At 52.5% G+C, this 26,076-nt stretch carries 25 protein-coding genes; 14 read left to right on the top strand and 11 right to left on the bottom strand.

The genetic code is table 11. The features are described from left to right. Positions 1-41 precede the first annotated feature (41 nt). The 4 genes from BLW37_RS11640 to BLW37_RS11625 all read left to right on the top strand — a co-directional run bounded on the left by BLW37_RS11640 (position 42) and on the right by BLW37_RS11625 (position 3,513). A complete protein-coding gene (locus BLW37_RS11640) occupies positions 42-1,037 on the top strand; it encodes a serine/threonine protein kinase (protein WP_091343053.1) in 996 nt (331 codons plus the stop codon). Between the two features lie 81 nt (positions 1,038-1,118). Next, entirely contained in the window at positions 1,119-1,757 is a 639-nt protein-coding gene (locus BLW37_RS11635) for a thiol:disulfide interchange protein DsbA/DsbL (RefSeq protein WP_091343051.1), read from the top strand. Positions 1,758-1,938: 181 nt separating this feature from the next. Then, the gene (locus BLW37_RS11630; RefSeq protein WP_091343049.1) at positions 1,939-2,733 is read left to right on the top strand and encodes a putative porin; all 795 of its coding nucleotides are present in this window, start codon (positions 1,939-1,941) and stop codon (positions 2,731-2,733) included. Between the two features lie 141 nt (positions 2,734-2,874). Next, positions 2,875-3,513 carry a thiol:disulfide interchange protein DsbA/DsbL gene (locus tag BLW37_RS11625; protein ID WP_091343047.1) on the top strand — a complete coding sequence of 213 codons (639 nt, stop codon included), beginning with the start codon at positions 2,875-2,877 and terminating at the stop codon, positions 3,511-3,513. A 7-nt stretch (positions 3,514-3,520) separates the two neighbouring features. On the opposite strand, the gene BLW37_RS11620 is transcribed toward BLW37_RS11625, so the two are convergent. The 3 genes from BLW37_RS11620 to BLW37_RS11610 all read right to left on the bottom strand — a co-directional run bounded on the left by BLW37_RS11620 (position 3,521) and on the right by BLW37_RS11610 (position 6,247). Next, a complete protein-coding gene (locus BLW37_RS11620; RefSeq protein ID WP_091343045.1) occupies positions 3,521-3,919 on the bottom strand; it encodes a DUF4920 domain-containing protein in 399 nt (132 codons plus the stop codon). 21 nt (positions 3,920-3,940) lie between these two features. Then, entirely contained in the window at positions 3,941-5,788 is a 1,848-nt protein-coding gene (locus BLW37_RS11615; protein WP_139243706.1) for a hypothetical protein, read from the bottom strand. A gap of 102 nt (positions 5,789-5,890) precedes the next feature. Beyond that, positions 5,891-6,247, bottom strand: a complete 357-nt coding sequence (locus tag BLW37_RS11610; RefSeq protein WP_091343042.1) for a RidA family protein — start codon at positions 6,245-6,247, stop codon at positions 5,891-5,893. 122 nt (positions 6,248-6,369) lie between these two features. Here BLW37_RS11610 and BLW37_RS11605 point away from each other — a divergent pair, with 122 nt between their 5' ends. The 4 genes from BLW37_RS11605 (at position 6,370) to BLW37_RS11590 (ending at position 9,480) form a co-directional block, all read left to right on the top strand. Then, on the top strand, positions 6,370-7,272 hold the full coding sequence (locus BLW37_RS11605) for a pseudouridine synthase (RefSeq protein WP_091343173.1): 903 nt from the start codon (positions 6,370-6,372) through the stop codon (positions 7,270-7,272). Continuing rightward, entirely contained in the window at positions 7,269-7,802 is a 534-nt protein-coding gene (locus BLW37_RS11600) for a DUF6942 family protein (protein ID WP_091343040.1), read from the top strand. The genes BLW37_RS11605 and BLW37_RS11600 overlap by 4 nt, the downstream gene beginning before the upstream one ends. A 102-nt stretch (positions 7,803-7,904) precedes the next feature. Continuing rightward, entirely contained in the window at positions 7,905-8,198 is a 294-nt protein-coding gene (locus tag BLW37_RS11595) for a helix-turn-helix domain-containing protein (RefSeq protein ID WP_091343038.1), read from the top strand. Further along, positions 8,188-9,480: a type II toxin-antitoxin system HipA family toxin gene (locus BLW37_RS11590; RefSeq protein ID WP_091343035.1), complete on the top strand. Its 1,293-nt coding sequence runs from the start codon at positions 8,188-8,190 to the stop codon at positions 9,478-9,480. Before BLW37_RS11595 ends, BLW37_RS11590 begins: the two co-directional genes overlap by 11 nt. Before the next feature lie 25 nt (positions 9,481-9,505). Here BLW37_RS11590 and BLW37_RS11585 read toward each other — a convergent pair whose 3' ends face one another. Together BLW37_RS11585 and BLW37_RS18625 are read right to left on the bottom strand one after the other, a co-directional pair. Next, positions 9,506-9,961 carry a hypothetical protein gene (locus BLW37_RS11585; protein WP_091343033.1) on the bottom strand — a complete coding sequence of 152 codons (456 nt, stop codon included), beginning with the start codon at positions 9,959-9,961 and terminating at the stop codon, positions 9,506-9,508. A 43-nt stretch (positions 9,962-10,004) separates the two neighbouring features. Next, entirely contained in the window at positions 10,005-10,238 is a 234-nt protein-coding gene (locus BLW37_RS18625; protein ID WP_139243705.1) for a hypothetical protein, read from the bottom strand. 88 nt (positions 10,239-10,326) lie between these two features. Between BLW37_RS18625 and BLW37_RS11580 the strand changes: the two genes are divergently transcribed. The 4 genes from BLW37_RS11580 to BLW37_RS11565 all read left to right on the top strand — a co-directional run bounded on the left by BLW37_RS11580 (position 10,327) and on the right by BLW37_RS11565 (position 14,196). Next, a complete protein-coding gene (locus tag BLW37_RS11580; RefSeq protein WP_091343031.1) occupies positions 10,327-10,551 on the top strand; it encodes a helix-turn-helix domain-containing protein in 225 nt (74 codons plus the stop codon). Next, entirely contained in the window at positions 10,551-12,539 is a 1,989-nt protein-coding gene (locus BLW37_RS11575; RefSeq protein ID WP_342744209.1) for a DUF2075 domain-containing protein, read from the top strand. The genes BLW37_RS11580 and BLW37_RS11575 overlap by 1 nt, the downstream gene beginning before the upstream one ends. 197 nt (positions 12,540-12,736) lie before the next feature. Beyond that, positions 12,737-13,645, top strand: coding sequence for a hypothetical protein (locus BLW37_RS11570; protein WP_091343027.1), 909 nt, complete (start codon positions 12,737-12,739; stop codon positions 13,643-13,645). Continuing rightward, a complete protein-coding gene (locus BLW37_RS11565; protein ID WP_091343026.1) occupies positions 13,645-14,196 on the top strand; it encodes a hypothetical protein in 552 nt (183 codons plus the stop codon). Before BLW37_RS11570 ends, BLW37_RS11565 begins: the two co-directional genes overlap by 1 nt. A gap of 47 nt (positions 14,197-14,243) precedes the next feature. Here BLW37_RS11565 and BLW37_RS11560 read toward each other — a convergent pair whose 3' ends face one another. Both BLW37_RS11560 and BLW37_RS11555 read right to left on the bottom strand, forming a co-directional pair. Continuing rightward, positions 14,244-14,522, bottom strand: a complete 279-nt coding sequence (locus BLW37_RS11560) for a helix-turn-helix domain-containing protein (RefSeq protein ID WP_091343024.1) — start codon at positions 14,520-14,522, stop codon at positions 14,244-14,246. After that, a complete protein-coding gene (locus BLW37_RS11555) occupies positions 14,512-14,841 on the bottom strand; it encodes a type II toxin-antitoxin system RelE/ParE family toxin (protein WP_091343022.1) in 330 nt (109 codons plus the stop codon). The genes BLW37_RS11560 and BLW37_RS11555 overlap by 11 nt, the downstream gene beginning before the upstream one ends. 210 nt (positions 14,842-15,051) lie before the next feature. Here BLW37_RS11555 and BLW37_RS11550 point away from each other — a divergent pair, with 210 nt between their 5' ends. Then, on the top strand, positions 15,052-16,374 hold the full coding sequence (locus BLW37_RS11550) for an ATP-binding protein (protein WP_091343021.1): 1,323 nt from the start codon (positions 15,052-15,054) through the stop codon (positions 16,372-16,374). A gap of 79 nt (positions 16,375-16,453) precedes the next feature. On the opposite strand, the gene uvrA is transcribed toward BLW37_RS11550, so the two are convergent. Beyond that, positions 16,454-19,285 carry an excinuclease ABC subunit UvrA gene (gene uvrA, locus BLW37_RS11545; protein WP_091343019.1) on the bottom strand — a complete coding sequence of 944 codons (2,832 nt, stop codon included), beginning with the start codon at positions 19,283-19,285 and terminating at the stop codon, positions 16,454-16,456. 180 nt (positions 19,286-19,465) lie between these two features. After that, positions 19,466-21,730: a TonB-dependent receptor gene (locus tag BLW37_RS11540; protein ID WP_091343017.1), complete on the bottom strand. Its 2,265-nt coding sequence runs from the start codon at positions 21,728-21,730 to the stop codon at positions 19,466-19,468. Positions 21,731-21,994: 264 nt separating this feature from the next. Between BLW37_RS11540 and BLW37_RS11535 the strand changes: the two genes are divergently transcribed. Next, positions 21,995-23,020: a LacI family DNA-binding transcriptional regulator gene (locus BLW37_RS11535; RefSeq protein ID WP_245785713.1), complete on the top strand. Its 1,026-nt coding sequence runs from the start codon at positions 21,995-21,997 to the stop codon at positions 23,018-23,020. 22 nt (positions 23,021-23,042) lie between these two features. On the opposite strand, the gene pgmB is transcribed toward BLW37_RS11535, so the two are convergent. Continuing rightward, positions 23,043-23,720: a beta-phosphoglucomutase gene (pgmB, locus tag BLW37_RS11530; RefSeq protein WP_245785712.1), complete on the bottom strand. Its 678-nt coding sequence runs from the start codon at positions 23,718-23,720 to the stop codon at positions 23,043-23,045. Continuing rightward, a complete protein-coding gene (locus BLW37_RS11525; protein WP_091343016.1) occupies positions 23,717-26,053 on the bottom strand; it encodes a glycoside hydrolase family 65 protein in 2,337 nt (778 codons plus the stop codon). Before BLW37_RS11525 ends, pgmB begins: the two co-directional genes overlap by 4 nt. Positions 26,054-26,076: the final 23 nt, after the last annotated feature.

The raw sequence follows: 26,076 nt of genomic DNA, 5'->3' as shown, positions 1-26,076 counted from the left end.
TAGTCGCTGCCTATTTTGCCTGCAGCGACTTTAGGAACTTTATGTCTGCCTTTTGTTTTGCCGATTTAACCCCGGACACCGTGCTGGATGCACTGGAGGAGCTTGGCCTGGCCATCGATTCCGGTTTAACGGCGCTGAACAGCTTCGAGAACCGGGTCTATCAATTCCGTGGCGAATTGCCGGGACAGCCAACAATACAACGCTGGGTGGTGAAATTTTACCGGCCGCAACGCTGGAGCCTGCAACAGTTGCAGGAAGAGCATGATTTTACCCGTGAACTGCTGGCCGCAGATGTGCCAGTGGTGGCACCCGTCAGCCTACATGGCCAATCGGTACTGCCCTATGCAGGTGGTTATTTTGCACTATTTCCAAGCCGGGGCGGCCGCTCACTGGAGACCGACAACGAAGAACAGCTGGCACAACTGGGCCGTTTTCTTGGCCGGTTGCATCAGGTGGGTAAAAGCAAAGTGTTTCAACACCGCCCAACCTTCAGTGTCGAAAGCCACCTGCATCAAAGCCGGCAGGCCTTGCAGCAATGCCCCCAGATCCCACCACATATGCAATCGGCATTTTTTACCGCGTTGGATCAAGTGATTGCCGAAGCGGCCAACCAATACCAACCAAAGGAGTTGATCCGGGTGCACGGTGATTGCCATGCTGGTAATTTGTTTATTGATCAACAGGGGCCATTTTTTGTTGATCTGGATGATTGCCGAATGGGCCCGGCCATCCAGGATCTCTGGATGATGCTGTCCGGGGAGCGCTCCGATCAATTGCTGTATCTGGAAACCATGCTGGAAGAGTACCAGCAGTACTGCGATTTTAACCCGGTAGAACTAAAACTGATCGAACCGCTGCGGGCCATGCGTATGATTCATTACATGGCCTGGTTAGCACGGCGCTGGGATGATCCGGCTTTTGCAATGAACTTTCCATGGTTTGCGACAGACAAATACTGGGAGCAGCAGGCATTGGTGCTGAAAGAGCAGTTGTTTCAACTGCGCCAGCCCCCTTTGTCGCTGCAACCTGGTTTTTAATCGGCCAGCCATGGGCAAATTCTTGCTTTTTTGCTAGGCTAGGCCGAAACAACAGTCGTACTTTTTGAAGGAAACCCGAGAATGAAAAAGCTGTTCGCTTTCCTGTTTACTGCCGTATTGCTCAGTACTCCGGTATTTGCGCAAACCTTTGTTGAAGGCAAACACTATGAGGTAATTGCTGAGCAAGCCACCAGCAAACCCGAGTTTAAAGAATATTTTTCCTTTTTCTGCGGTGGTTGCGCCTCGATCGAGCCTTTGGTGCAGCAAATAAGTGAAAGCCTGCCAGAAGGAGCGCAGTTTAAAAAAGTGCATGTCGATTTCGTTCGTGGCGCTTCGCCGGAAGTGCAAAATACCCTGGCCCGGGCCTACCTGGTCGCTAATGCGCTGGAAAAAGGCAATGCGTTCTCTACCGCAGTGTTCAACCACATTCACCGTCAGCGTCAGCAAATCCGTAACGACAACGATGTTCGCTCCATCGCTTTGGGGGTGGGTATCAGTGCAGAAGACTACGACAGCCGTATTAACAGCTTCTCGGTCCGAATGGGCGCGACTGTAATGCGCAATGAGCAAAACGAATTGTCGCGTGCCCGGGTTTTGACCGGGGTACCGACCTTTGTGGTCAACGGCAAATACAAAATCAACAATGCCAACCTGGATAGCCGCAACTTTGCCGCCGAGCTGGAGCAACTGGTCGATTATCTGCTGCAAAAGACCGGTTAAGGTTTTATCACCAGGCCGTGCCAACGGCCTGGTTTATAGTTTCAGCCGCTCAACAATCCACCGAAACGTTTAAAAAACACTCGAACTCACAACGAATTACATTATTTTACACTTTTGCGACTTTACACTACAAAGCATTGTCCTTAGAATCCGCCGCCGAACCCACAGGACAAGGACAACAATGATGTTTAAATACGCACTTCCTTTTATCGCGGTCGCCGCTTCTGCTTCTGCTGTAGCCAACGATTATCAGCTGATTTCATCTCTGGAATGGGACCACATGCGTCACAGCGGTAGCTCTTCCAATGTTCGTGCTCTGGAAGGTACCTACTTCCTGGATCGCAAAACCGTACTGGGCCCATTGGATCAATTTGAATACATTAACAAAACATCCAATATTCAGGCAGGTTATGCCCGCGCATTCAGCACCAACCTGTATGCCCTTGGCGGTGAATACTTTACCGATTCCGGTGTTGTTGTTTCCGCGGGTCATCTGCGCAGCAGCGACTTCCATGCCAACACCCTGGGTTTAGGCTACCTGTTCTCCGATGATTTCATTATCCGCGCTGAGGCAATTCGTCCTCGCAGTGGCAGCACTTCATACGAGTTCTCTGCCAGCTACAATCTGCAGCTGGAAGGCAACGATTACATCGGCTTTACCGCTAGCACCGATGATGACTTCGACTACCAGGGCATCAGCAGTAAGTACTTTGCTGCGTTAGGTGACGATCGCTTTATCACGGTTGGTGCCGCCTACGAGCGTATCAAGGGTGCGGACAATCAGTGGGAAGCCGAGGTAGGTTACTACTTCAGCCGCATGACTTCTGTTGCTGTCAGCTACGATCGCAGCAAGAGCTACGGTTTCAAAGCCAAGCACTTCTTCAACCAGAACTGGGCACTGGCAGCTGGCTACGGCAGCAACCGTGATGTCTCTGGCCTGAAAGTATGGCATTTCGGTGTGACAGGTCAGTTCTAAGCAATAGAACTGAACAACTTATAAAGGGCACTGCGGTGCCCTTTTTGCTGTCTTCCGAGTGCATTTCATCTGTTTTACTTGCAGCACCGAGCAAACTACCTGACAATGCAAAACACAGCAAAATAACAACAAACACTTACAATGAAATTACAAGCTCGCTTTTTTTTCCTGCTGTTACTGACAACATCTGTATCGGCCTGGACGCAGCCATTTCAACAGGGCAGGCATTACGATGTGATTGCTAGCACCCCAAGCGCTCAGCCAGAAGTCAAAGAGTACTTCTCGTATTACTGCGGCGCCTGTGCAGCCATTGAGCCTTTTGTGCAGACGTTCAGTCAGCAACTGCCTGAGCAGGTGCGGTTTCGTAAAGTGATGTGGTTTATGGCTGGTGCCAGCACAGAAATCCAGCAAGCGTTAGAGCATGGCTATCTGGCAGCTGTTGCTGCGGGTGATGGTGATGCATTTTCAACAGCTGTCTTTAACCGGTTGCATAGCCAGCGAGCTCCCATCCAGTCGGCACAGGATGTGCGCAACCTCGCCTTACAGGCTGGTATCGATGCAGAAATCTACGATGGCAGACTACAAAGTTTCAGTGTCAGAGCTGCCTCTACCGCTATGCGTAATGAGCAAAGCGAGCTAGCGCGGCAACGTGTAGTCTCGGCCGTGCCAACTTTCGTGGTGAATGGCAAGTACCGTGTTAATAACAACAGCCTGAACCCACGCAATTACCAGCAGGAGCTGGAGCAATTACTGACGTACCTGCTGAGCAAAACCGACTGACGTACCTTTAAGGTTCAATCACTACGGCTGTCGGCACCAGCTGATAGCGCGGTGTGTCGCCTCCCGGCCAGGGCTGCAGGGTACCGGTCGCATACGCAGTTTTTCCTTTGGCGCTAACTGGAAACACCATATCGCCATCCCGCACTTTGATACGAAACGACGGCTGGTGCTCAGTCGTTTCGAAACGCATCCAGCAGTGCATTTTCTCACAGACCGCGGCAATGGTGCCCTGGACCGTCACTTCCTGTTCAAGATATTGTGCCGGAGCCGCCAAGATGCTGCTTAAGGCTACCAGCTTTTCCTGCTGCACTTCGCCGCCAAACTGTACCGGCTCTGCCGCCATGACTGACTGGGCACAAGCCAGGGCAAAACTGGCAGCGGCGATAGGTGTTATAAACCAATTCATTTGCTGTTTTCCTCTTCACTATCATGGAATGGCTACATCAAGCTCAATGGCGTTGCCACCAGTTACGCTAAGTTGCACCAGTGCCCTGTCACCGCTTTGACCACCCTGAATACTGATTGGCAAGGCGCAGGCTCCATTTGTATTGGTACGGCGATCAAGACGGTCTTCACATAAACCTACTGAAACCTCTAAGCTACCTTGATTCCGGGTATAGCTTACCTGCGCTTTAATCTCAATAAAGGGTAGCTGAATATCCGCTGCATCGCGCACATCAAGTGATAGCGTGGCTGTTTCACTCAAACTATTGACACCGGATAAGTTACGCAACTGGAAATTCAGCAAGGCACTGTAACACCCTTGGTTGTCCACGACAGCCGCATCGGTATCGCTAACCTGGGCAATCAGCCACACCTGGGCTGATCCGACAGGCTCATAGCGTGTATCCAACTGCGGATCCTGACAACCAAGCCCCAGAGTGTGCCGGTTGGCCGGATACGTCAGATAAAAGGTGCCGGCACCGGTCAGGGTTTGCACCCGACCCGGCAGCAATTCGCCTGCGGTATTTTCTCCTGCTACCTGGAGCCCTTTTAAGGCGGCTCCCACCAGGTACTGCACTGCATCCTGATCCTGCAAAAAGCCAGCTGTGGTAGTAATAGCTTCAGGAGACAGCTGCGCAACAAAGCGGCTTTTATCTCTGGCCGGACTGTTCAGTAACAGCACCCGATCATTGGGCTCAATAAAACGCTGGATACCGTTGTGCTTCACATAAGCACTTTGAAACAAACTGTTCTCAACATCCGTTAAGCTGGCCTCACCTGCCCGAATGCCGGCATTGGTATACAACACATTCTGACTAAAGCCATAATCCAGCACCGGTGGGATATTTGATGTCAGTACCGTATCGAGCACGCCCAGGCTAACGACGGTGCCATCAGCAACGGCATTGCCATAGCGGTCGGTCACCTGCAGTCCTCCCTTACGGCGATAGAAACCGTTGCCCAGATCCTGAATAGCATTCTGAATCGGGTAACTGATTGCAATGCTGTGCGCCGGGCCGGAGGCCACATTAATGCGACTGGACTGAACCAGCAAAGGGTTTGACCCACTCAGGGAAGGTAAAAACTCCACCAGTAACTCAATCACACCCGGTAAAGTTCCTGCCGTTAACAGGACCTGGCCAAGCCCCTGCTCTGTTGCCAGCTCCAGCAGATGACTGCCAGACTGCTCCTGCGGGTTCGGTAATGGCTTTAGCGATTCTCCGCCACCAGGTCGGGTGATCATACTGACACGCAGGTTCGCCTGTTGCTCATCTGCCGTAGTCACCCGCCGCCCATCCGCACTCTGCAACTCAATCCGTACAATGCTGGTTTCCTGCCCTGTCGTCCCAGCCACGGTTAAAGACGACACAGACAAGGATAACCCGAGCTGGTGTACCTCGGTCAAAGGATCGCCGTTCTCACCCGCCTCAATCACAACGGACTGACTGCGTTGTTGGCCATTACTGAAAATACTCACCTGGGCAATGCCGGCAGCAGCGCCCGGATAAAGCCGTAACCGGGCCTCTCCCCGCCCGGAGCCATCGGCATTGCCGCGTGATGTGGTCATTACCTTACGACGCATCACAGTATCATTATCAAAACTACCCAGCGTGGTGTGGAACTCGATGCTGGCATTCACCAGGGGATCGCCATCAGCATTACGGGCGGTTGCAATCACATAGCGATACTGCTCCGGATGAGCTGTACTAAGAGGGCCTTCGGTCACCAGCAACTGCAATTGCACCACATGTTTCTCACTGTCACCACCACAGCCGGTCAGTACCAGTGCAACCAAACAAGCGGCGACAGCCAAAGCATACCGAACCATCATTTTTACCCCCGGGACATGAAATAAGGTACTGATTTTTATCATACTAGCGTTCAGCCTTTTGAATAGCAAAGCATTCCATCAGCGCCAACCAGCCGCTGTGTGTTAACTGTCGCCACTGCAAGCTGCCACAAAAGCAATTTCGACCAGCATGGCCGGATCCAGCAGTTCTACTTTGATGCAGGCGCGCGATGGTGCACACCCTGCCGGTAACCAGGCATCCCAGCATTGGTTAAAAGCATCGACCTGGCTGCTATCGGTAATGTAAATGGTGGCACTGAGCAACTTGCTGTGATCACTGCCAAGGGCAGCCAGGGTTTGCTCGGCCTGCTGAAAAATCTGCCGGGCCTGGCCGGCCATATCGGCACTGGTATCCTCCGGCACTTCGACAAAATGAGCGATGCCATGAAAGACCGTGGCATCCGACCAGCGCTGGCTTGGGTTAAGACGTTGAATGGGCATAAAAGCTCCTGCCTGGAAAAAACAGATTAGTACCATAGCCAGCCGAAAACACCAAGCACCTAACCAGCATCAAAGCTGCTTTTGTGCTAAGCTGGTACCCCAGCAACCTGACTGAAACTGCCGTGTCGATCGCCAAAACTGCCTCTGAAATCACTTTGCCGCCCACCAGCAACGGCTGTAGTACCGTGTTCGAGTTTTTATGCCAGCGCTTTCCGAACATTGGTGATGCCATCTGGCGTGAGCGCATTGCAGCAGGCAAGGTGCACTGGCATCGGGGGGAGCTGATCAGCGAGCAGACACCATTTTTACCCAGCCGGCGGGTCTGTTATTACCGCGAAGTCACGGCAGAACCGGTGATCCCCTTTGCACATCACATTTTATACCAGGATGACCATATCCTGATTGCGGATAAACCACACTTCCTGCCAGTGACGCCAGGCGGCGATTACGTCAATGCATGCCTGCTGGCACGCCTCAAACAAGATACCGGCCTTGACGATCTGGTTCCAGTGCACCGGCTGGATCGCGATACCGCCGGCCTGGTGCTGTTTTCGTTAAACCCCAAAAGCCGCCCCGGTTATTACCAGTTGTTTGTAAGCGGTAGCATTGAGAAGCAGTATCAGGCAGTGGCCAGGCTGTCTCCACAATTGCAGATAGCCGCTTTGCCGCAGCGCTGGCAAATTGAAAACCGCATCGAAAAAGCCACCCCCGGCTTTATCAACCGCATCGCCGAAGGCGAGCCCAATGCCCGCTCCAGCATCGAGCTGACTGAGCGCAGTGGTGAATTGGGGCTCTTTCAATTGCAGCCCCATACCGGCAAAACTCATCAGCTGCGGCTGCACATGCTCAGCCTTGGCGTACCGATTTTGTCCGATCGCTATTACCCCGAGCTTTTGCCCAAACAGGCCCCCAATTTCAGTCAGCCCTTGCAGCTGTTGGCCAAACAGCTTAGCTTCACCGACCCAGCCACTGGCGAGGCCCGGCATTTTGAGTCCGGCTTTGAACTGCAGGAGCGGCCAGTATGAACAGCGCTATCGGGCTGGGCGATGCCAATGCACAACTGAGAGTCTACGTCGCCAAGCGGCCACCAATGCAGGAATACGCCAGCTTAGCCGGGGTACAGCCCCTTGCACGCGGCGAAATCGACAGCATCAATCAGGCCTGTGGCAATGGCTGGCGTAAACTCTTTAATGTGTACGCCAAACTGGTGCTGGCATTGCCAGCAGCTCTGCAGCCACTGAAACAAGCCAGCACCAGCTGGCAAAGCTATCGTGACCAGCACTTGCTGCAAGCAGGCAGCAGTACAGCGCTGCTGTTTAGCGCGCCACAGCTGGATCCGACGCAGAACACCCTGCATATCATCGCAGGCCGCACCCACGCCAAAGCGCTGCTGGCTGGCGGCCTTATTGCCCAGCTCGACTGGCTGGATCACGAATTTGCCATGGATAAAACGCAGCACCTGCTGGTGTGCCCTTATTTTGACTACCGGCAGCTCAGCAATGATAAACTGGCCAGGCTTTGTAACCTGATTGCGGCACTTGGTAAAGTGCCGTAGCTGCTAACTGCGGCAGCACCTCAGCTTGAATGGATATGATAATATCCATATTGGACGAAAATACGCTACAATGGATATTATTATATCCAAACCGGTGCAACCATGACGGCTTTACTCCTGCTGGATGATACCGATGTGCAAAGGGCTTTTGCAGACCACCTGCGCAAGCTGCGTGAACAGGCGGGCTTATCGCGCGCCGCGCTGGCAGAACGCAGCACGGTACCCGCCCCAACCATTAAAAAGTTTGAGTTAACCGGCCAAATTTCGCTGCGCCAGTTGCTGTTGCTTTGGCAGAGCCTGGACGATTTAAAGCGCCTGTACGATTTGACCCGCCAGTCAGACCGCATGGCTAAGCTGCCCAACTCCATTGCAGAGGTACTGGACGATGCCTTTTAAACCAGTGCAAAAACTCACGGTGAGCAGAACACTGGCCAATGGCGAACAAGTGCAGGCGGGAGTGCTGGTGCAAAATCGTCAGGGCGTTTTTTTCCAATACGAACCGGCCTATCTTCATCATTTCGGCTCACTTTCCCCTTTTTATTTGCCAGCAACCCATCAACTGCAGCCCGCACCTGCCAAGCCGCATGCCGGCCTGCACGGAGTTTTTGCCGACAGTTTACCGGACGGCTGGGGTCTCTTGTTGCAAGACCGGACATTCCGGCAGCATGGTATTTTACCCAGCCAGCTAACCGCCATGGATCGGCTGGCTTTTGTCGGTAACCGTGGCATGGGCGCTTTAAGTTATGCGCCAGCTTCTGACTATCGGGCTGAGCATCCTGCACAAACCGATCTGGCAACATTGGGGATGGAGGCGCAGGCTCTTTTTGATGGCCAGACCGAAGATGTGCTGGCCGCACTGGTTGTGGCCGGCAGCTCCGGCGGAGCCCGGCCCAAAGCACAACTTTACTTGAAGGCCGGTGAGCCAGAGCATTGCCGGACTTACCCCATAGCAGGTGATGAAGCCTGGCTGGTAAAGTTTACCTCACAGCAGTTACCGCTCGGCCATGAAGAAGGAAGCTGTGAGGCTGCCTACCTGACCATGGCAGCCAAAGCGAATTTGCGCCCGCCCGAGTGGCATCTGATCGACCTTATCACCCCCGCTGGCCCGCGTCGCTGGCTGGCACTGAAACGTTTTGACTGGCTAGCGCCCACCGTAGAGGGAAACCCAGGCCGCTTGCATCTGCACAGTGCATGCGGCCTGCTGGATGCAGATTTTCGAACACCGAGTCTGGATTACCTGGACCTGATCAAAGCCAGCCGCCAGCTTTGTAAGTCGCCTGCCGCCGGCCAATTACAATTTCGTCGGGCGATGTTTAATTTACTGGCCTGCAATCAGGACGATCACAGTAAAAACTGGGCTTTCCTGCAAAATGACCAGGGGCAGTGGCAACCAGCGCCCTTCTACGATGTAACCTTTAGTCCTCATCCTTTCAATGAGCACGCCACCGCCTTTGGCGGCTTTGGCAAAGCGCCGCCGCTGAAAACCATTCAACAACTCGCTGCCAGCAGTGGTTACAACGACTGGCGCCAAGCGCAGCAGCAACTGCAATTCATTGCCGACACCATTCAGCAGTTTGGACCGATAGCGAAAGAACTGGACGTGTCAAAGCAGACCATCAAGGCTGTTACCACCCAGTTGGAACGCTGCCGGCAGGATAACAAGGTATTGTTAGGTTAAGCGGGCTTACAGCATGGGGCAATGTTCAGGTAGAACAAAGCCTATCACTATGCGTAATTTGCTTGCGCCAACGCCGCCAAATCTTATGCAGCTGGGTAAGAACAATAAGGTAAATCAGAAGGGTTAGATCCAAGGTCCCTGTGGTTGCAAAACGATACACCGCATCCGCCAACCCCAGATAGCTCAGCGCCAGGCAACTTATCAGACCGGCATAGTGCCCGCGCAGCAATCCATAAAAGCATATGGCCATCAAAGCAAACCCGCCCCACAGCATTGCAAGCACCCTGAATGGATGTTGCAGCGTATAATCCGAGAAAGTAAAGGAAGTAGACGCATCACCGCCCAGCAGATAAATCGTGGCAAACAGGAAAACGACACCATAAAAGCTCAGCACCAAACAACCCGCAAATTTTAGCCATACCGGCACCGCCAGACGGCGCTGTTTTAGTAAACCGTTGTCATCAACCTGTGCAAGGGTCATCTACTGTCCTTAGTAATCATTGATTATGCTCTAAATAATAGCATTAAACAGATTGTAAATTAAATTCACAACTAGAAACCGTTGTTACTTCATTGAGTGGAATTAACGCATATTTCTGCGCATACTCCTCAATTGCATCATCCAGCTCAAGCTCTCCAAATTGAGCTAACCACTCCTCCTTCGTGTAGCCAGTATCGTCAAAGTCAATGCAGTACATTGCCTTTAAATGCCCACTAAGCAATTCAAAGTAATCGCTATTTGAACTAGATATGGACATAAGAAAACCCGCAACGTGACTTATAGTCCGTAGCATTATAAGTCACATCGACTGAGGATGTAAGCTCTTATCTTATAGGAAATGAGCAATGCATCAGGACGCTTTGCAACAATTCGGTTTACGCATCAAGCAACTGCGGCAGGCTCAAGGCATCAGTCAAGAAGAATTAGGTGCTAGGGCCCAGCTGGATCGCACTTACATCAGTGGTATTGAGCGAGGCAAACGCAATGTGAGCTTTAAAAACATTGTGTTGATAGCAGATGCGTTGCAGATCTCAGTGGCTGAGCTTTTTAATGTACCGGAGTTCAGCTGATGAGCCGCGCTTACTTCACAGCATCCATCCCTGAATTCTTAGCTGCTGATCAGGCATCGATTCTTGGGCAGATCACACCATTGCATGGACAAGATCTGCTGCACTCACAAACACAAGCGTGGATTGCACAAATAAGCTTGCTGAAACAGACATTCTCAGCCACCTCACAGCAAGGCCAGCTGTTTTTTGAGTTTATGATCCCACGAATGGGGCGCAGAGCCGATGTGGTACTTGTCCTTGATGGGATTATTTTTGTCCTTGAGTTTAAAGTAGGTGCAAACACATACAGCTATGCGGATCGAGCACAAACTGCTGGTTATGCTTTAGATCTCAAGCACTTCCATGAAGGAAGCCATCACCTGCCGATAGTTCCTATCTTAGTTTGTACCAAAGCGACTGAAGAGTTTACTTCACTCACATTCAGCCAAGAACAGGTTGCATCGGTTTTGTGTTGTAACGGCACCAACCTAGCTACCCTTCTCAGTTCAGTGAACCAGCAATTGGCTGCTTCGCCCTTTGATATCGCGCAGTGGCTTGCAGCATCGTATAAGCCAACGCCGACTATCGTAGAGGCTGCGCAGGCACTTTATGCCAAACATGATGTGGTCGATATTACTCGGTCAGAAGCAGGCAGTGAGAACATCAGAAAAACTTGCCACAAACTCTTTGAAATCATTCACCGAGCACGACTGCAACAGCAAAAAGTCATTTGCTTTGTCACCGGCGTGCCTGGTGCCGGTAAAACATTAGTTGGCTTGAACATCGCAAATCAACACGCCAACCCGAATGATGATGAATACTCGGTATTTCTTAGTGGCAATGGGCCTCTGGTTGCCGTGCTACAAGAGGCACTAGCACAGGACTTGTTCCAAGCTGAGCGTTCTCGTCAACTAGAACCTAATACTCAACCAATTACTAAAAAAGAAGCGCGCCAGCGCGTTGAAAGTTTCATTCAAAACATTCACCGCTTCCGAGACGAGTACATCAAGGAACAAGCAAAGCCACCCGAGCATGTCGCTATTTTTGATGAAGCACAACGCGCTTGGGATTTAGAGCAAACGGCCAAGTTTATGCAACAAAAACGTGGCCTGTTCGACTTCAACATGTCCGAGCCAGAGTTTTTAATTTCGGTCATGGATCGCCATCAAGACTGGGCAGTGATCATTGCCCTTATCGGCGGCGGACAAGAAATTAATGTCGGTGAGGCGGGTATTCTTGGCTGGTTTAAAGCCATTGAGCACAGTTTTTCACACTGGCACGTTTACTGCTCCCCCAACCTGCTAACGGGTGAATACGTCAATGACGGTATTGAACAAGCAACGTTGAAGCATTTTCAACAGGAAACAAGCTTGCACTTAGCAACATCCATGCGCTCATTTCGCGCTGAAAACCTATCTTCATTTGTTCATTATCTGATTGCAGGTGATGCCAATAGGGCCAAACAGGTTTATTCAACCATAGCAAGCCAATACCCAATCGTGCTTAGCCGCGATCTGGCTCAATCAAGGGATTGGTTAAAACAGCAAACACTAGCCAACCGTCGTTCAGGTTTGCTGGCGTCCTCCAATGCAATTCGTTTAAAAGCAGAAGGAGTTTTTGTCAAAAATACCATCGAGGCTGAGAAATGGTTTTTAGCAGCGCCGAACGATATACGCTCAAGTAACTTTCTAGAGGATACTGCCACAGAGTTTGACGTGCAGGGCTTGGAGCTTGATTGGGCTTTAGTTGCATGGGACGCTGATCTGCGTTTTACCGATAACGGGTTCCAACATTGGCGCTTTGCTGGATCAAAGTGGCAGAAAAGACAACAGCGAGTACAGCAACAGTACTTGGAAAACGCCTACCGTGTGTTATTAACACGGGCCCGCGAAGGGATGGTAATTTTTGTACCTGAGGGTAATGATGCCGACTCAACCCGTAAAACGTCTTTCTACGATGGCACCTACGCATTTTTACAGGCCTGTGGCTTGCCAACATTGAAAAACTAAACTTTTCCTATTCAGAGCTGCCCTTACCAGACGATTCAAATTGAGCGTATCCACCTGAAGCTACTGACAACACAGCATCTGCTAAATTGCTTATTCAGTGCCGGATGGTGGTAAACACTTCGAAACCTCCTTCAAAATACCACTTCTTCTTGAATTAAATTAATTCACATGATTTAATCATTTTTTAAACAGAAATCATGGATGATAAAGCTATGGCACAGCCTCATTCTTATTCCGCTCGAAAAGAACTGGAAACCGCTTTTAAAGAAAACCAGCACGATATCTATGTTCTGAACATCCAGGAAATGGTTCAGTTGTGGGCCGCTGAACAAAAAAGTAAAGGCAAAAACCCGCAGCAAATATCAGAAGCTTTTGAACAATTAACAGGGATATCACTGGCAACTCAGTTTGATCTATATAGCAGAGAATTTGGTGGCACTGCGATAGCTGCCGGTGCTCAAGTCCGGGTTCTCAATGCCTTGGCTATGGATATGAAGCGCTCCGGAAGTATTTTTGGCCGTTACTATGTGCAGGTTAGCGGCGGCAAGCAATATATTGTTTTTAAAGGCCGGGCTGGTTTAAGGCAGGTTTTAACAGGGACACGTTATCTTTCCACCAACACCAAAGTGATGAGCATGGGTGTTGGCGGCCAGGCGCTTAAATCATCAGCGAAGGGTGGTATCTTCATCTCAGTATTGTTTTCAGTCACAATTAATACGCTTAGCTGGTTATTTGCAGATGAGTTTCGCTGGACTCATTGGCTGGGAACCATCAGTACAGATATCGTGAAAGCCGTGATTGCCAGTGCAGCTGGTTATGCCATTGGTGCTATTGCAGCAACACTCACAACCATCGCAGTTGTTCCTATAGCACTCGGTTTAGTGATGGCTGTTGGAACAGCTTTGTTGTTATTTGAAGCAGACCAACATTTTGGCATTACAAACGCCTTAATCAAGCAATTAGAGCAGAAAGAAGAAAAGCTAAAACAAGATATTGCATCCGGTTTTTACTATGTTCTGAGCTCGACTGGTACCGCTGTCAGACGACAGCTATCACTGACTTTGCGTAGCTACCTGAACTCCCTGTTACAACCCAGGTTACGGTAATGAATCATCAACATCAGAGAATAAAACTGGCCGCCACCTCACTGTTCGCTTTTTTCCTCATGCTTGCCATGGGTATTGCTGCGACTGTCCTGCTGAATCGGGGGTGGCAGCAGCATGCTACTTCTATAGCAAGCGAATCACAGTTAATCATCATCAGCAGTATGCATGGGTATAGTCCCGGGATCATTGTTGGTGCTTTTGCGGGCGCTTTACTATTTCTGCTTTACTTTATGTATCGTTGCATTTTCCAGACAGAAACACATTTTTTTAAAAAAGCAGAGAAAATTCTGGCGTCTTTTGCCGTAGTCGGATTAGTAGTAATTTTTGTTGGCAGCCACTTTATTACGTCTCACTGGCAGAGCAAAGCGGAGGCCGCAGGTTTCACACCTTGCCCTGCAATGACCTTACTACCTAATCGGGTTACGATGGAGGCCTGGGTAAGAAGTACGACATTGTGCTTTGATCCCGAGGTTCGAAGGATTGTTAGCAGAGGCACATCAGAGGAAATGGAACGGCTTGAACGGCACCTAAAGGCAAGGCCACGCAATTGATGGCAGGGTAAGGAATAATCTGGCAATCTTGCTCTGCCCAGCCGGCCTCAACGTGCTTTTATCGGCTTAATGGTTAGCTGATAACCACAAGCATGTGCGTACTTGGTCAGCGTTGCCCAGCTGGGGTTGGCATTGCCCCTTTCTAGTCGACTTACATTGCTTTTCTGGGTCTGCATTCTTTCAGCAACCTGTGTTTGGGTTAAACCGGCCTCGGTGCGCATCGACAGCAATTGATCGATCAGCGAAAACTCACCTTCGAGCTGGTCATATTCAGCTTTTACCTCAGGGTTCGCTAAGGCTCGCTGCTTTAATGTTTCAAGACTCATGGTTTTGAACCTCTTTTTGCCGTTGCCGGGCAAGTGCTAACTCTTTGATGGGTGTTTTCTGAGACTTTTTCACAAAGGCATGCAGTACATGTATATGCTTACCTTTCAGGTAGCAAAACAGCCCGCGCCCAATTCCTTCTTGTGCTTTCGCCCGGATCTCAAATAATCCATCACCCATGGGCTCAGTGTGCGGAACACCCAAATTAGCACCATGCTTCTCGATGAGCTCCAGTAATTTAAGCATTCTTGCCTGAAGCTTCGCTGGCATGTTCAGAATCTGATCTTCTACACCAGAATAAAAGCTAATCTTCCAAGCCATAAAGCTCCTTCAGTTATCTTATATGATAACCCTCAATAACCTCACTGTCCAGCTGGATCATTTCAGCAGCTTAAGCGCCCCTCTAAAAACGTTTTTATGCGCATATTTTTGTAAAAAAAAACATTTTTATGCGCATAAAAATGCAAGTTCAATTGTTTTAATGCGCATAAAAGTGTATAACTGTTGAAGTTGTCAAGCACGGAGTCTTTCATGGAACGAGCCTTATTGACCGAGCTGTTGAGCTGGAAAGAGCAGCCTGAGCGCAAACCGTTGTTAATCGACGGTGCCCGCCAATGCGGTAAAACCTATTTATTGCAAACCTTATTTGGCAAGCGCTTCCCACAGGTACTGCGTATCGACTTTCTGGAATCACCTCAGATGGCTGATGCTTTTGCCGGTTCCCTAATGCCGCAGGACGTACTAACCAATATTGAGCTGCTAACCGGCCAACCGTTTAATCTGCAAACCGACTTATTGATCCTGGATGAAATTGGTGAATGTCCACGCGCTGTTACCGCTTTAAAGTACTTTGCTGAGAAAACCCCACAAGCCTTTGTGGCGGCCAGTGGCTCAAATATTGGTTTACTCAATACCTTTCCGGTAGGCAAGGTAGAGCAATACAACTTACGGCCGCTGACCTTTCGCGAGTTTTTAGTGGCATCAGGAGAGCCAGCGCTAGTGAAGGTTTATGATGCAGCACAAAACTCCACCGCTGCGCACAGCCGGTTGTTTGACAAGCTGACCGACTATTACTTTACCGGCGGTATGCCCGAAGCTGTGGATCTATGGTTCAAGCTAGCAGATCAGAGCATACTGGAGCGGGTGAAAGCCGTCACCAAGGTGCAGGCCGATCTACTGGCAGGTTATGTACGGGATTTTGGTAAGTATGCCGGCAAAGTAGACGCGGCCTTGATTGAGGCCGTGTTTATGGCGGTACCATCGCAATTGGCGGCGGTGGTGGATGAATCGGTGAAACGTTTCAAATTTAAAGATGTATATGCGCGCAAGTCGCGCTATCAGGAGCTGGAAACCGGCATTGTCTGGCTGGAAAAATGTCGGCTGGTTCTGAAAAACTACCCGCTCGAAGGTACACCACGGAGTCCGCTGGCAGCCTATAAAAAAGACAATATGGTCAAGCTGTTTCTATTTGATGTCGGCTTGCTTAACCATATGCTAGGGGTAAACTATCTGGAAATTAAACAACAAAACTACGATTATAAGGGCTATATTGCTGAGAACTACGTCCAGCAGGAGCTTGCTGCGCTGGGTGTTGAACCCACCTTTAGCTGGAACGATGCCAGAGCTGAAATTGAGTTCATTCTGGCCGATCCGACCGGCCAAATCATCCCCATTGAGGTGAAGAGCGGTAAACGAACCAGGGCCAGATCGTTGCAATCTTATACCCAAAAATGCAAACCGATAAAAACCATCAAACTTACCGGTACGCAAGGCTCTTCAACTTTGGAGCAACGCGACCTAGTTTATCCACTTTACTACGCTGCCCATGCGTTCAAGCAACATCTGCTGAAATAAAACTCCATCAGGTTTCAGCACTGCCAGCGTTGGCTTGACAGTGCCCTTTCAGGCAAGCTGATACCACAGCCCTCAAATGTCATCTCAACGCCCCAAGCAACGGCTTCAGATAATGCCCGGTAAAAGATTTTTTGCACTTAGCCACTTGCTCCGGCGTACCGGCCACCAGAATTTCGCCACCGCCGCTGCCGCCTTCCGGCCCTAAATCGACAATCCAGTCGGCGGTTTTGATCACATCCAGATTGTGCTCGATCACAACCACAGTATTGCCATGATCGCGCAGCCGGTGCAGCACGTTCAGTAGTTGCTGCACATCGTAAAAGTGCAGGCCGGTGGTGGGCTCGTCCAGAATGTACAGGGTTTTACCGGTATCGCGCTTGCTAAGCTCGCGGGCTAACTTCACCCGCTGGGCTTCACCACCGGATAAGGTGGTAGCCGACTGGCCGAGCTTGATGTACGACAGCCCCACATCCATCAAGGTTTGCAGTTTACGGTTAATGGCCGGAATGGCCTGGAAGAACGCCAGCGCATCTTCCACCGTCATATCCAGCACTTCGTGAATGCTCTTGCCTTTGTATTTTACTTCCAGCGTTTCGCGGTTGTAGCGCTTGCCCTTACAAACATCGCACGGCACATAGACATCGGGCAGAAAGTGCATTTCCACTTTAATCACACCATCGCCCTGACAGGCTTCGCAGCGACCACCCTTCACGTTAAAACTAAAACGCCCCACCTGATAACCACGCGAACGCGCTTCCTGAGTACCGGCAAACAGCTCACGCACGCCGGTGAAAATGCCGGTGTAGGTGGCAGCATTGGAACGTGGCGTGCGGCCTATCGGGCTCTGATCGATATCGATAACCTTGTCAAAATGCTCCAGCCCTTCGATGGCTTTATGCGGCGCCGCATCGCTGCCTTCGCCTTTATTCAGCACCTTGTGTGCTACCCGGTACAGGGTGTCGTTGATTAAGGTGGATTTGCCGGAGCCGGATACACCGGTGATGCAGGTCAGCAAGCCAAAGGGAATGGCCAAATCAACGCCTTTCAGATTATTGCCACTGGCGCCTAACACCTTCAGCCACTTGTCGCTCAGCGGCGTGCGCGCTGTCGGCACTTCAATGCGCCGTTTGTTGCTGAGGTACTGGCCGGTGATGGAGGACTCACAGGCTTTGATGTCCTCCAGCGTGCCTTGTGCCACCACCTGGCCGCCATGCACACCGGCGCCCGGGCCAATATCCAGAATATGATCGGCGGTGCGGATGGCGTCTTCATCGTGCTCGACCACAATGACGGTATTGCCCAGATCGCGCAAATGGGTCAGGGTGCCGAGCAGACGATCGTTATCGCGCTGATGCAGGCCAATCGAAGGCTCATCCAGCACATACATCACACCGACCAAACCCGCACCAATCTGGCTGGCCAGCCGGATGCGCTGGGCTTCACCGCCAGACAGGGTTTCAGCGCTGCGCGACAGTGTCAGATAGTTCAGGCCGACATTGACCAGAAAACGCAGTCGGTCCTGAATTTCTTTTAATACTTTTTCGGCAATTTTGGCTTTTTGGCCGGTTAAGCTGAGCTGCTGGAAAAAATCCAGGCAATCGCCTATCGAGCGCTCGGTCACCATCGGCAGATTGGTCTGGCCAATAAAAACATGGCGCGCTTCTTCGCGCAGCCGGCTGCCATTACAACTGGGGCAGGGCTGGCTGGCCATGTATTTTACCAGTTCATCGCGCACCGAGTTCGATTCGGTATCGCGGTAGCGCCGCTCCATGTTCGGAATAATGCCTTCAAAAGGGTGGCGCCGACGCACCGCATCGCCGCGATCATTGACGTAACTAAAATCAATGGCTGTGCTGCCACTGCCGTACAACACGGCCTGTTGCTGTTTTTTCGTCAGATCAGCAAAAGGCGTATCAACGGAGAAGTCGTAATGTTCGGCCACCGACAGCAGCATCTGGTGGTAATAGAAACTACGTTTATCCCAGCCACGAATGGCCCCACCGGCCAGGCTGAGCGCCGGGTTGCTGACCACTTTGGCCTGATCGAAGAATTGCTTCACCCCCAGGCCATCGCAACTGGGGCAGGCGCCGGCCGGATTGTTGAAGGAAAACATCCGCGGCTCCAGCTCGGTCATTGAATAACCGCAGGTGGGGCAGGCAAAATTGGCCGAAAACACCAGCTCTTCTTTGCTGGGGTCGTCCATATCGGCCACCCGCACCACACCACCGGAGAGCTGCAAGGCAGTTTCCAGCGATTCGGCCAGCCGCTGCTGGATATCGGCCCGCACTTTAATGCGGTCGATCACCACTTCGATGCTGTGCTTTTTGTGCAGCTCCAGCGTGGGCGGATCGCTTAAGTCGCAAATTTCGCCATCAATACGGGCCCGAATGTAACCCTGCGCCGCCAGGCTTTCCAGCAGCTTAACGTGCTCACCCTTGCGGTCCTGCACCACAGGCGCCAGCACCATCATTTTGCTGCCTTCCGGCAGTGCCAGCACTTTATCCACCATCTCACTGATGGTCTGGGCCGCCAGCGGCACATCATGCTCCGGGCAACGCGGCTCACCCACCCGGGCGAATAACAACCGCAGGTAGTCGTAAATTTCGGTGATGGTACCCACCGTAGAGCGCGGGTTGTGCGAGGTGGACTTTTGTTCAATCGAAATGGCTGGGGACAAACCCTCGATGTGATCGACATCCGGCTTTTCCATCAGACTAAGGAACTGGCGGGCATAGGCGGATAAGGATTCAACATAGCGGCGCTGGCCTTCGGCATAGAGGGTATCAAACGCCAGCGACGACTTACCCGAACCGGACAAGCCGGTGATCACAATCAATTTATCGCGTGGAATATCGAGCGAAAAGTTCTTTAGGTTGTGGGTACGGGCACCACGTATCGAAATTTTATCCATGCGTTCTGTCACCTGCAGCTGGCAGCCGGGTTGGCCAATTAAAAACTGTACAAATATACACTAACTTTGCAGAGCGGCAAAGTTGCCATGCAGACAGAACGTGACAAAAACCCCTTTGGTTTGCTTTGTAAAGCCAATAAAAAAGCGCCCCGAAGGGCGCCAGGTACGGGGAGAAGCACCTTAAAAGCGGTAGCTGATGCTAAACTCAGCGCTACGCGGCATGATGTAGCGACCATTCGGTGCTGTTGGGTTGCGCGGATCGCCTTCGGTCAGACCGGCTTTGTCGGTCAGGTTGGCGATCGACAATTGTGCCGTTAACTGGTCGCTGATTTCCAGCTGCATGCCCAGATCGATCTTGCTGTAACCTTTTAAGGTTACAGTATTGCCGTTATCGGCATAACGATCGGATACCGCCGCCAGGGTGCCATAGACGGTGGCAAACATAGCGCCGATGTCAAAGCCATAGCTTGGTGTTAAACGAGCCTGCCAACGCGGTTGACGCATGGCACGGTTGCCGAGCACCAGCTCGTCCGGATGGTTGGTGATCTCGGTGCTCTGCAAGGTCGAGTTCAGGTTTAGCGCCAGTCCATTGCGCGCCATGTAGTTAAAATCAATCTCAACGCCATAGGCTTCGGTGGTCAGCACTTCAGCCGGAGCTCCGGGGCGCGCCACAAACAGCTCGCCTTTGGCTTCGTTCATAAAGCCGGTGAGGTACAGGCTGTAATTTTGCTCCGCCCATTTGTAGCCCAGTTCGTACTGGGTAATTTCGTTGATCAGCTTGTCACCGTTGGTAAAAGCGTCGAAGTTATCGCGAAAATCATCGAAGTACGGCATTTTCTGACCACGATTGACCCGGGCAAAGATCCCCATATTGCGCTGCCACATCCAGTTCACACCGGCCGTCCAGGCCACTTTGCTTTCGTCGTAATCCACCGCTTTGCTGATATTGCCATCCAGCCCTTCATCTACCAGATAAGTGATTTGGTGATTTTCGCGGCGAATGCCGCCATCAACCCGCCATTGCTCATTCAACTGGTACTCGGCCGCAGCATAAAAAGCCCGGGTATGGCCATCGCCGGTGGCGTCGATGTCGTAATTCCAGCTGCAGCTTTGCAGGCTGTCGTTGCAATCAATGCCCTGCAGCAACTCGCCGCCTTTGGCCAGCACATGCCAGGCCTGATTGCCTATTGACCACCAGTCCTTCACCGAATAGCGACTGTCGAAATAACCCAGGGTATAGACGCCGTTATCGGTGGTATGGCTAAGCGCCAGATCATTGGTAAAGGCATCGATGTCTTTCAGTACCACCCAGCGGCCCAATTGCTGCACCCGGGTATCCTCGCCATACACCGTACCTGTAGCGGCGCCAGTTACCGGGCCATTGATGTCACTGAGATCACCAAGTCGGGCCGGGCCACCTTCCGGCACCAGCCCAAGGGTATTGGCCTGGCCGCTGATATGGCTAAAACGGTACACCAAGCGCCAGTCGTCACTTAAATCCAGATCGATGCTACCGCCGGTAATGCCGCCTTTCCAGCCGCGGCCATCGCCAAAGTCAAAGCTTTGAGTATCGCCGTCCGGGCCATAGCCAATGCGCGCCAGCCGGTTGTTCGGGCCAATCTGGGTAAAGGAGTTATCAATGCCATCGACATTCAGCGGTACCGGCAAATGCCAGACGCCATGATCATCGGTCTGACGGGTGTACAGATTGATGGTGCCGTTATCCAGCTCTTTGGTCAGGTTCAGCGTAAACTGATGGCCTTCCTCCGAGGTAAAGCCGGTTTTACGCGGCCCTTCCGAGCGCTGAATGTAGCCACCGGCCATAAAATACAGCCGATCGGCCAGTTGGCCACTCAGCACACCGTCCAGCCGCTGAGTGCCATAGCTGGAGGTGGTGTACTTCACCAGGCCTTCGGTGACATCGCTGCCTTCTTTTAATAAGAAATTGGTGGTCAGGCCGGGCTGACCATGGCTGATCACCGGATTGGAGCCGCCACGCAACGCTTCCATAAAGTGAATGGTTTCATCGAGGCGAAAAATCGACGAGTTCTCTAAAAACGACAGGGTGGACGGCGGATAAATCACAGCGCCATTGAGTTGAATGCTGAGAAAAGGCGCATCGCCGGTGCTTGGAAAACCACGTACAAACACATTGGCACCCGCCACACCGCCGGAGCTTTCCGCCCAGACCCCCGGTACAGCCGTCAGCAGCTCAGCGGTACTTTTGGGTGCCAGCCGGCTGATGTTTTCATCCGACACATTGGTGATGGCATAACTGGCATCGACCCGTAAACCGGACATACCACTGGCGGTACCGGTCACCACAATTTGTTCTATCTGGCTGGGTGCTTCGGTGTTGTCGCTGTCATTGGCCAGGGCCAATGCGGATGGCATGGCGACGAACAACGCCAGTGCCGACAAACGGGTGTTGAGTTGGGGTTTCATGCGGTTCTCCTATCCTGTTGACTGGGTCTTGTGCCCATTACCTGGCGAAATAGTAGTCATTCTGGCCGGGCATTTTTACCTTAGGCGATACTGCAATCGATTGCAATAGCTAGAAAGCACTTTTTGCAATCGATTGTAATTATTTTTATGCTACCCTTTGCCAGGCTCTGCCTGATGTCAGACTGGCAGAGCCTGGCCGCTTATGGCAAAGTAGTGTTTTAGACCCAAGTGACCCCTAACAAACGCAATGGATCCCCTGCACGGATGAACGACAAGAAAATGATGACGCTGGCCGACATCGCCAAACTGGCTGGTGTTTCCGAGTCTACCGCCTCCCGCGCACTGCGCAACAACCCGGTGATCAACCAGGCCACACGGGAAAAAGTGCAGCAGATAGCCACCGAGCATCAGTTCAAGGTCAATGCCACTGCCCGTAATCTGCGCACGCAGAAAAGCTACACCATTGCCGTGATCATTGCCTTTGATGCCAAAACCCAGCAGTCGGTATCGGATCCCTTTTTGCTGGAATTGCTGGGGGTGATTGCCGATGAGCTAAGCCTGCATGGCTACGACATGCTGCTCTCTACCAGCAAACGCGATGACAAAGACTGGGGCAGTTATTTTCTGGACTCGAAACGGGCCGATGGCCTGATCATCATTGGTCAGGGTGAGCACGATCCCCGGGTGGAAGCGCTGGCTCAGACCCAGGTGCCTTTTGTGGTATGGGGCGGGCGCAGCGGGGATGAACCTTACCCCATCATTGGCAGCGACAACCGTCAGGGTGGCCGCCTTGCCGCCGAACACTTGCTGGCACAGGGCTGCCGGCAACTGGTGTTTCTGGGCGATATCCGTCACAACGAAATCGAGCAACGGCATCTGGGCATGCTGGATGCCTGCCAGGCCGCCGGCATTGCCAGCGACGCCGTGCAGCAGCTGAGCTGTGATTTCACCGCGCAGGACGGCTATCTGAAAACTCAGCAGCATCTATTCGCCCGCCTGCCAGAACTGGACGGCATCTTTGCCGCCAGCGATGCCATTGCCATGGGCGCCATGAAAGCCTTGCTGGAGCATGATATTGCCATTCCGCAGCAAATCGCCTTAGTTGGTTTTGACGACATTGCCATGTCAGCCTATTGCACGCCATCACTCAGTACGGTGAAGCAAAACACCCAGAGTGGCGGCAAAGCCCTGGTGAACCAGTTGCTGACGCGGATGCAAGGCCAGCAACCCTTGTCGGAGCAACTAGCGGTGAAGCTACTGTGCCGTCAGTCCAGTTTACGACGGCTGTAACAGCCGCCAACCGGGGCTTGATTCAAGCCAGCGCCTGCAACTGGGCTATGGATAACGCCGCTATCTGCGGCACCACCAGGCTGGCCTGAACCAGCCGTGCGGGTTCGCCAATACCAACCGGCCGCATACCAGCGGCACAAATGGCTTCAATCCCCGCCACCGCATCTTCCACTCCAATGCAGTGCGCTGGCGCCACGCCAAGGCCTGAGGCGGCCAATAAAAACACTTCCGGATCGGGCTTGCTGTTTTGCACCTGATTGGCATCGGCGACATAATTAAAGTCACCTGCAATTCCCAGCCGGTCCAGCACAAAAGCAGCATTTTTACTGGCCGAAGCCAGACCAATCTTCCAGCCTTTGGCTTTGATGGCGGCAAAGAGTGGCTGTACCCCCGGATACAGATCAGCTGGACTCATATGCTGGATCAGCTCCAGGTAGTGGGCATTTTTTTGCGCCATCAGCCGCGCTTCTTCCGCCGTGCTTAGCGCCAGGCCGCCCTTTTGGGCAATCCAGCGCAACGAGTTCAGCCGATCGACGCCTTTTAGCTGCTCGTTATCCTGCTCGGTAAAGGGCACGGCCAGTTCATCGGCCAGCGCTTTCCAGGCACGGTAGTGGTACCAGGCAGTGTCGGTCAGTACGCCATCGAGATCAAAAATAATCGCCTGGATAGCCTTAGGCTGCTTCGTCATCCGCTCGTTCATACTGCCTCCCCGGCCAATAACGGCCGTTGCCGTGGTTGCTGCAGTGCCAGCTGCAAGGCCTCACCGTCATGGAAAATAACCAGCGGCTCGCCTGTCAGCAGCTGATACTGCGCCTGCCCCTGCTGTACCCGAAACTCAATAACCCGGCCACGATAATTGAGCCGGAAATTTAAACCAGGTAATTGCGCCGGCAAACGGGGCGCAAAGTGCAGCCCATCGTACCGGCTTCGCAGGCCGGCAAAACCAAACACCAACGCCTGCCAGGTACCGGCCATGCAGGCGATATGCACGCCGTGTTCGGTATTGCCGTGCTGGTTGTCCAGATCCATCCGCGCCGAGTCGCCAAAAAAAGCATGCGCCTCAGCCAATTGACCAAGCTCAGCACAGGCAATGCTGTGAATGCAGGCCGACAAACTGGAATCGTGGGTAGTCAGGGGTTCGTAGTACGCCAGGTTGCGGGCTTTTTGTACCGGGCTGAAGGCATCATCCAGCAGCACCATCGCCAACACCACATCGGCTTGTTTAAGCACCTGATGACGGTAAATCACCAATGGGTGGTAATGCAGCAGCAAGGGGTACTTATCGTTCGGAGTGGCGGCAAAGTCCCAGCGCTTTTTATCCAGAAAGCTGTCGTCCTGCGGGTGCACGCCCAAACGCGCATCCACTGGCAAATACATCCGCTCGGCTGCTTGCTGCCACAACGCGAGTTCCTGCGCACTGAGCTGCCAGCGCTCCAGCTGCTCTGACGCTTCGGCCTGAAGTTTCTGCGCCATCTCAACGGCAAAGCGTAAATGCAGCTGCGCCATGGCATTGGTGTAAAAGTTGTTGTTCACAATGGCGGTGTATTCATCCGGCCCGGTTACACCATGGATTTCAAAAGCCCCATCCCGACGCGGATTGAAACAGCCAAGCTGCAACCAGAGCCGGGCGGTTTCCACCAGCATTTCAATGCCCTGCTCGCGCATAAAGTGCCAGTCATCGCTGGCCAGATAATAACAACGGATGGCGTAGGCAATGGCTGCATTGATGTGGTACTGAGCGGTTCCGGCCGGAAAGTAAGCCGAACACTCCTCCCCCCCGATGGTACGCCAGGGATACAGTGCCCCTGTGCTGTGGGCCATTTCACGGGCGCGCTGCCTGGCCGCATCCAGCTGCTGATAACGAAAGCCAAGCAGCTGCCGCGCCACCGCCGGCTGGGTAAAGCTCAGGCAGGGGATGACATAAATTTCGGTATCCCAGAAATAATGGCCATCGTAGCCCGGCCCGGTCAGGCCTTTGGCGCCGATGTTGCTGCGGCCATCCTTACCGGCCGACTGCCACAAACTGAACAGGTTAAAGCGAATGCCCTGCTGCATCGCCGCATCACCTTCAATCTGCACATCGGCCTGTTGCCAGAACTGCTGACAGGCGCTGGCCTGCTGTGCTGCCAGGCTGGCAAAGCTGTGCTGGCTCAGTTCGGCCAGCTGCAAGGCACAGCGCTGCACCAGATCCGTGGTGTCGGCAACGCTCTGGTGACGATACAACACCCACTTGGTCAGACTGGCGCTTTCACCTTGCTGCAAGGACCAGAGCGCCTGCTCACACAAGACCCCGGGCTTTAACTGCAATTGGCTGATGTTGTTTGCTACAGCCGGCCAGGCATGCTGCATCATGGCACAGACGGCAAAGTCACTGCCATGCACCTGATGCAACATCCAACCTTGTTGTGCAGCAAAACCCTGCTGCTGCAAATTCAGCGTATCGGCAATAGAAAACACGCCGACCCGCGGGTCGTCTTTTTTGCTAAAGGGGGCATAACAAGCATCCAGTTCAGAGCAGATCGCAATCTCACCACTGAAATTCAGTGCCGTTACCTGATAAGCAATACACAGTAATTCAGGATGTTGCATTGAAACCAATCGCTGGCTGCTGATCAGCAGCCGTTTACCGCTTTTGCTCTGCCACTGCCATTGGCGCTGCAACACGCCCTGGCGCATATCCAGGCTGCGCTGGTGTTCGAGTGCACCACTTAGTTCTACGCGCTCACCATCCAGCTCGCAGTAGATGCGTTTACCATTGGCGACCTGCAGCATGGTGTGGTTGTTGCGGGCAAAGCCACAGGCCGACTCACCGTACTGGATGGGCTCCGAGCTGTAGACGCCATTTAAGTAAGTCCCCTCGCAGCTTGACTGGCCCGCCAGACCTTCTTCCAGCGTTCCCCGGGTACCGATGTAACCATTGGCCAGGCTCAGCAGGGTTTCACACAGCAGCGGCTGTGCGGGTGTTAGTGCTTGCTCAGTCAACCGCCAGGCATCAACCTGCAAAGGGCCGGCGAAAGGGGTGCTTGTTGCCATAGTGCTTACCTTTTGTTCCATTC

The organism is Alkalimonas amylolytica (assembly GCF_900107845.1).
GTDB classification, from domain to species: domain Bacteria; phylum Pseudomonadota; class Gammaproteobacteria; order Enterobacterales; family Alteromonadaceae; genus Alkalimonas; species Alkalimonas amylolytica.
The sequence above is the reverse complement of the archived record's forward strand: the minus strand, read 5'-3'. Positions and strand labels throughout refer to the sequence as shown.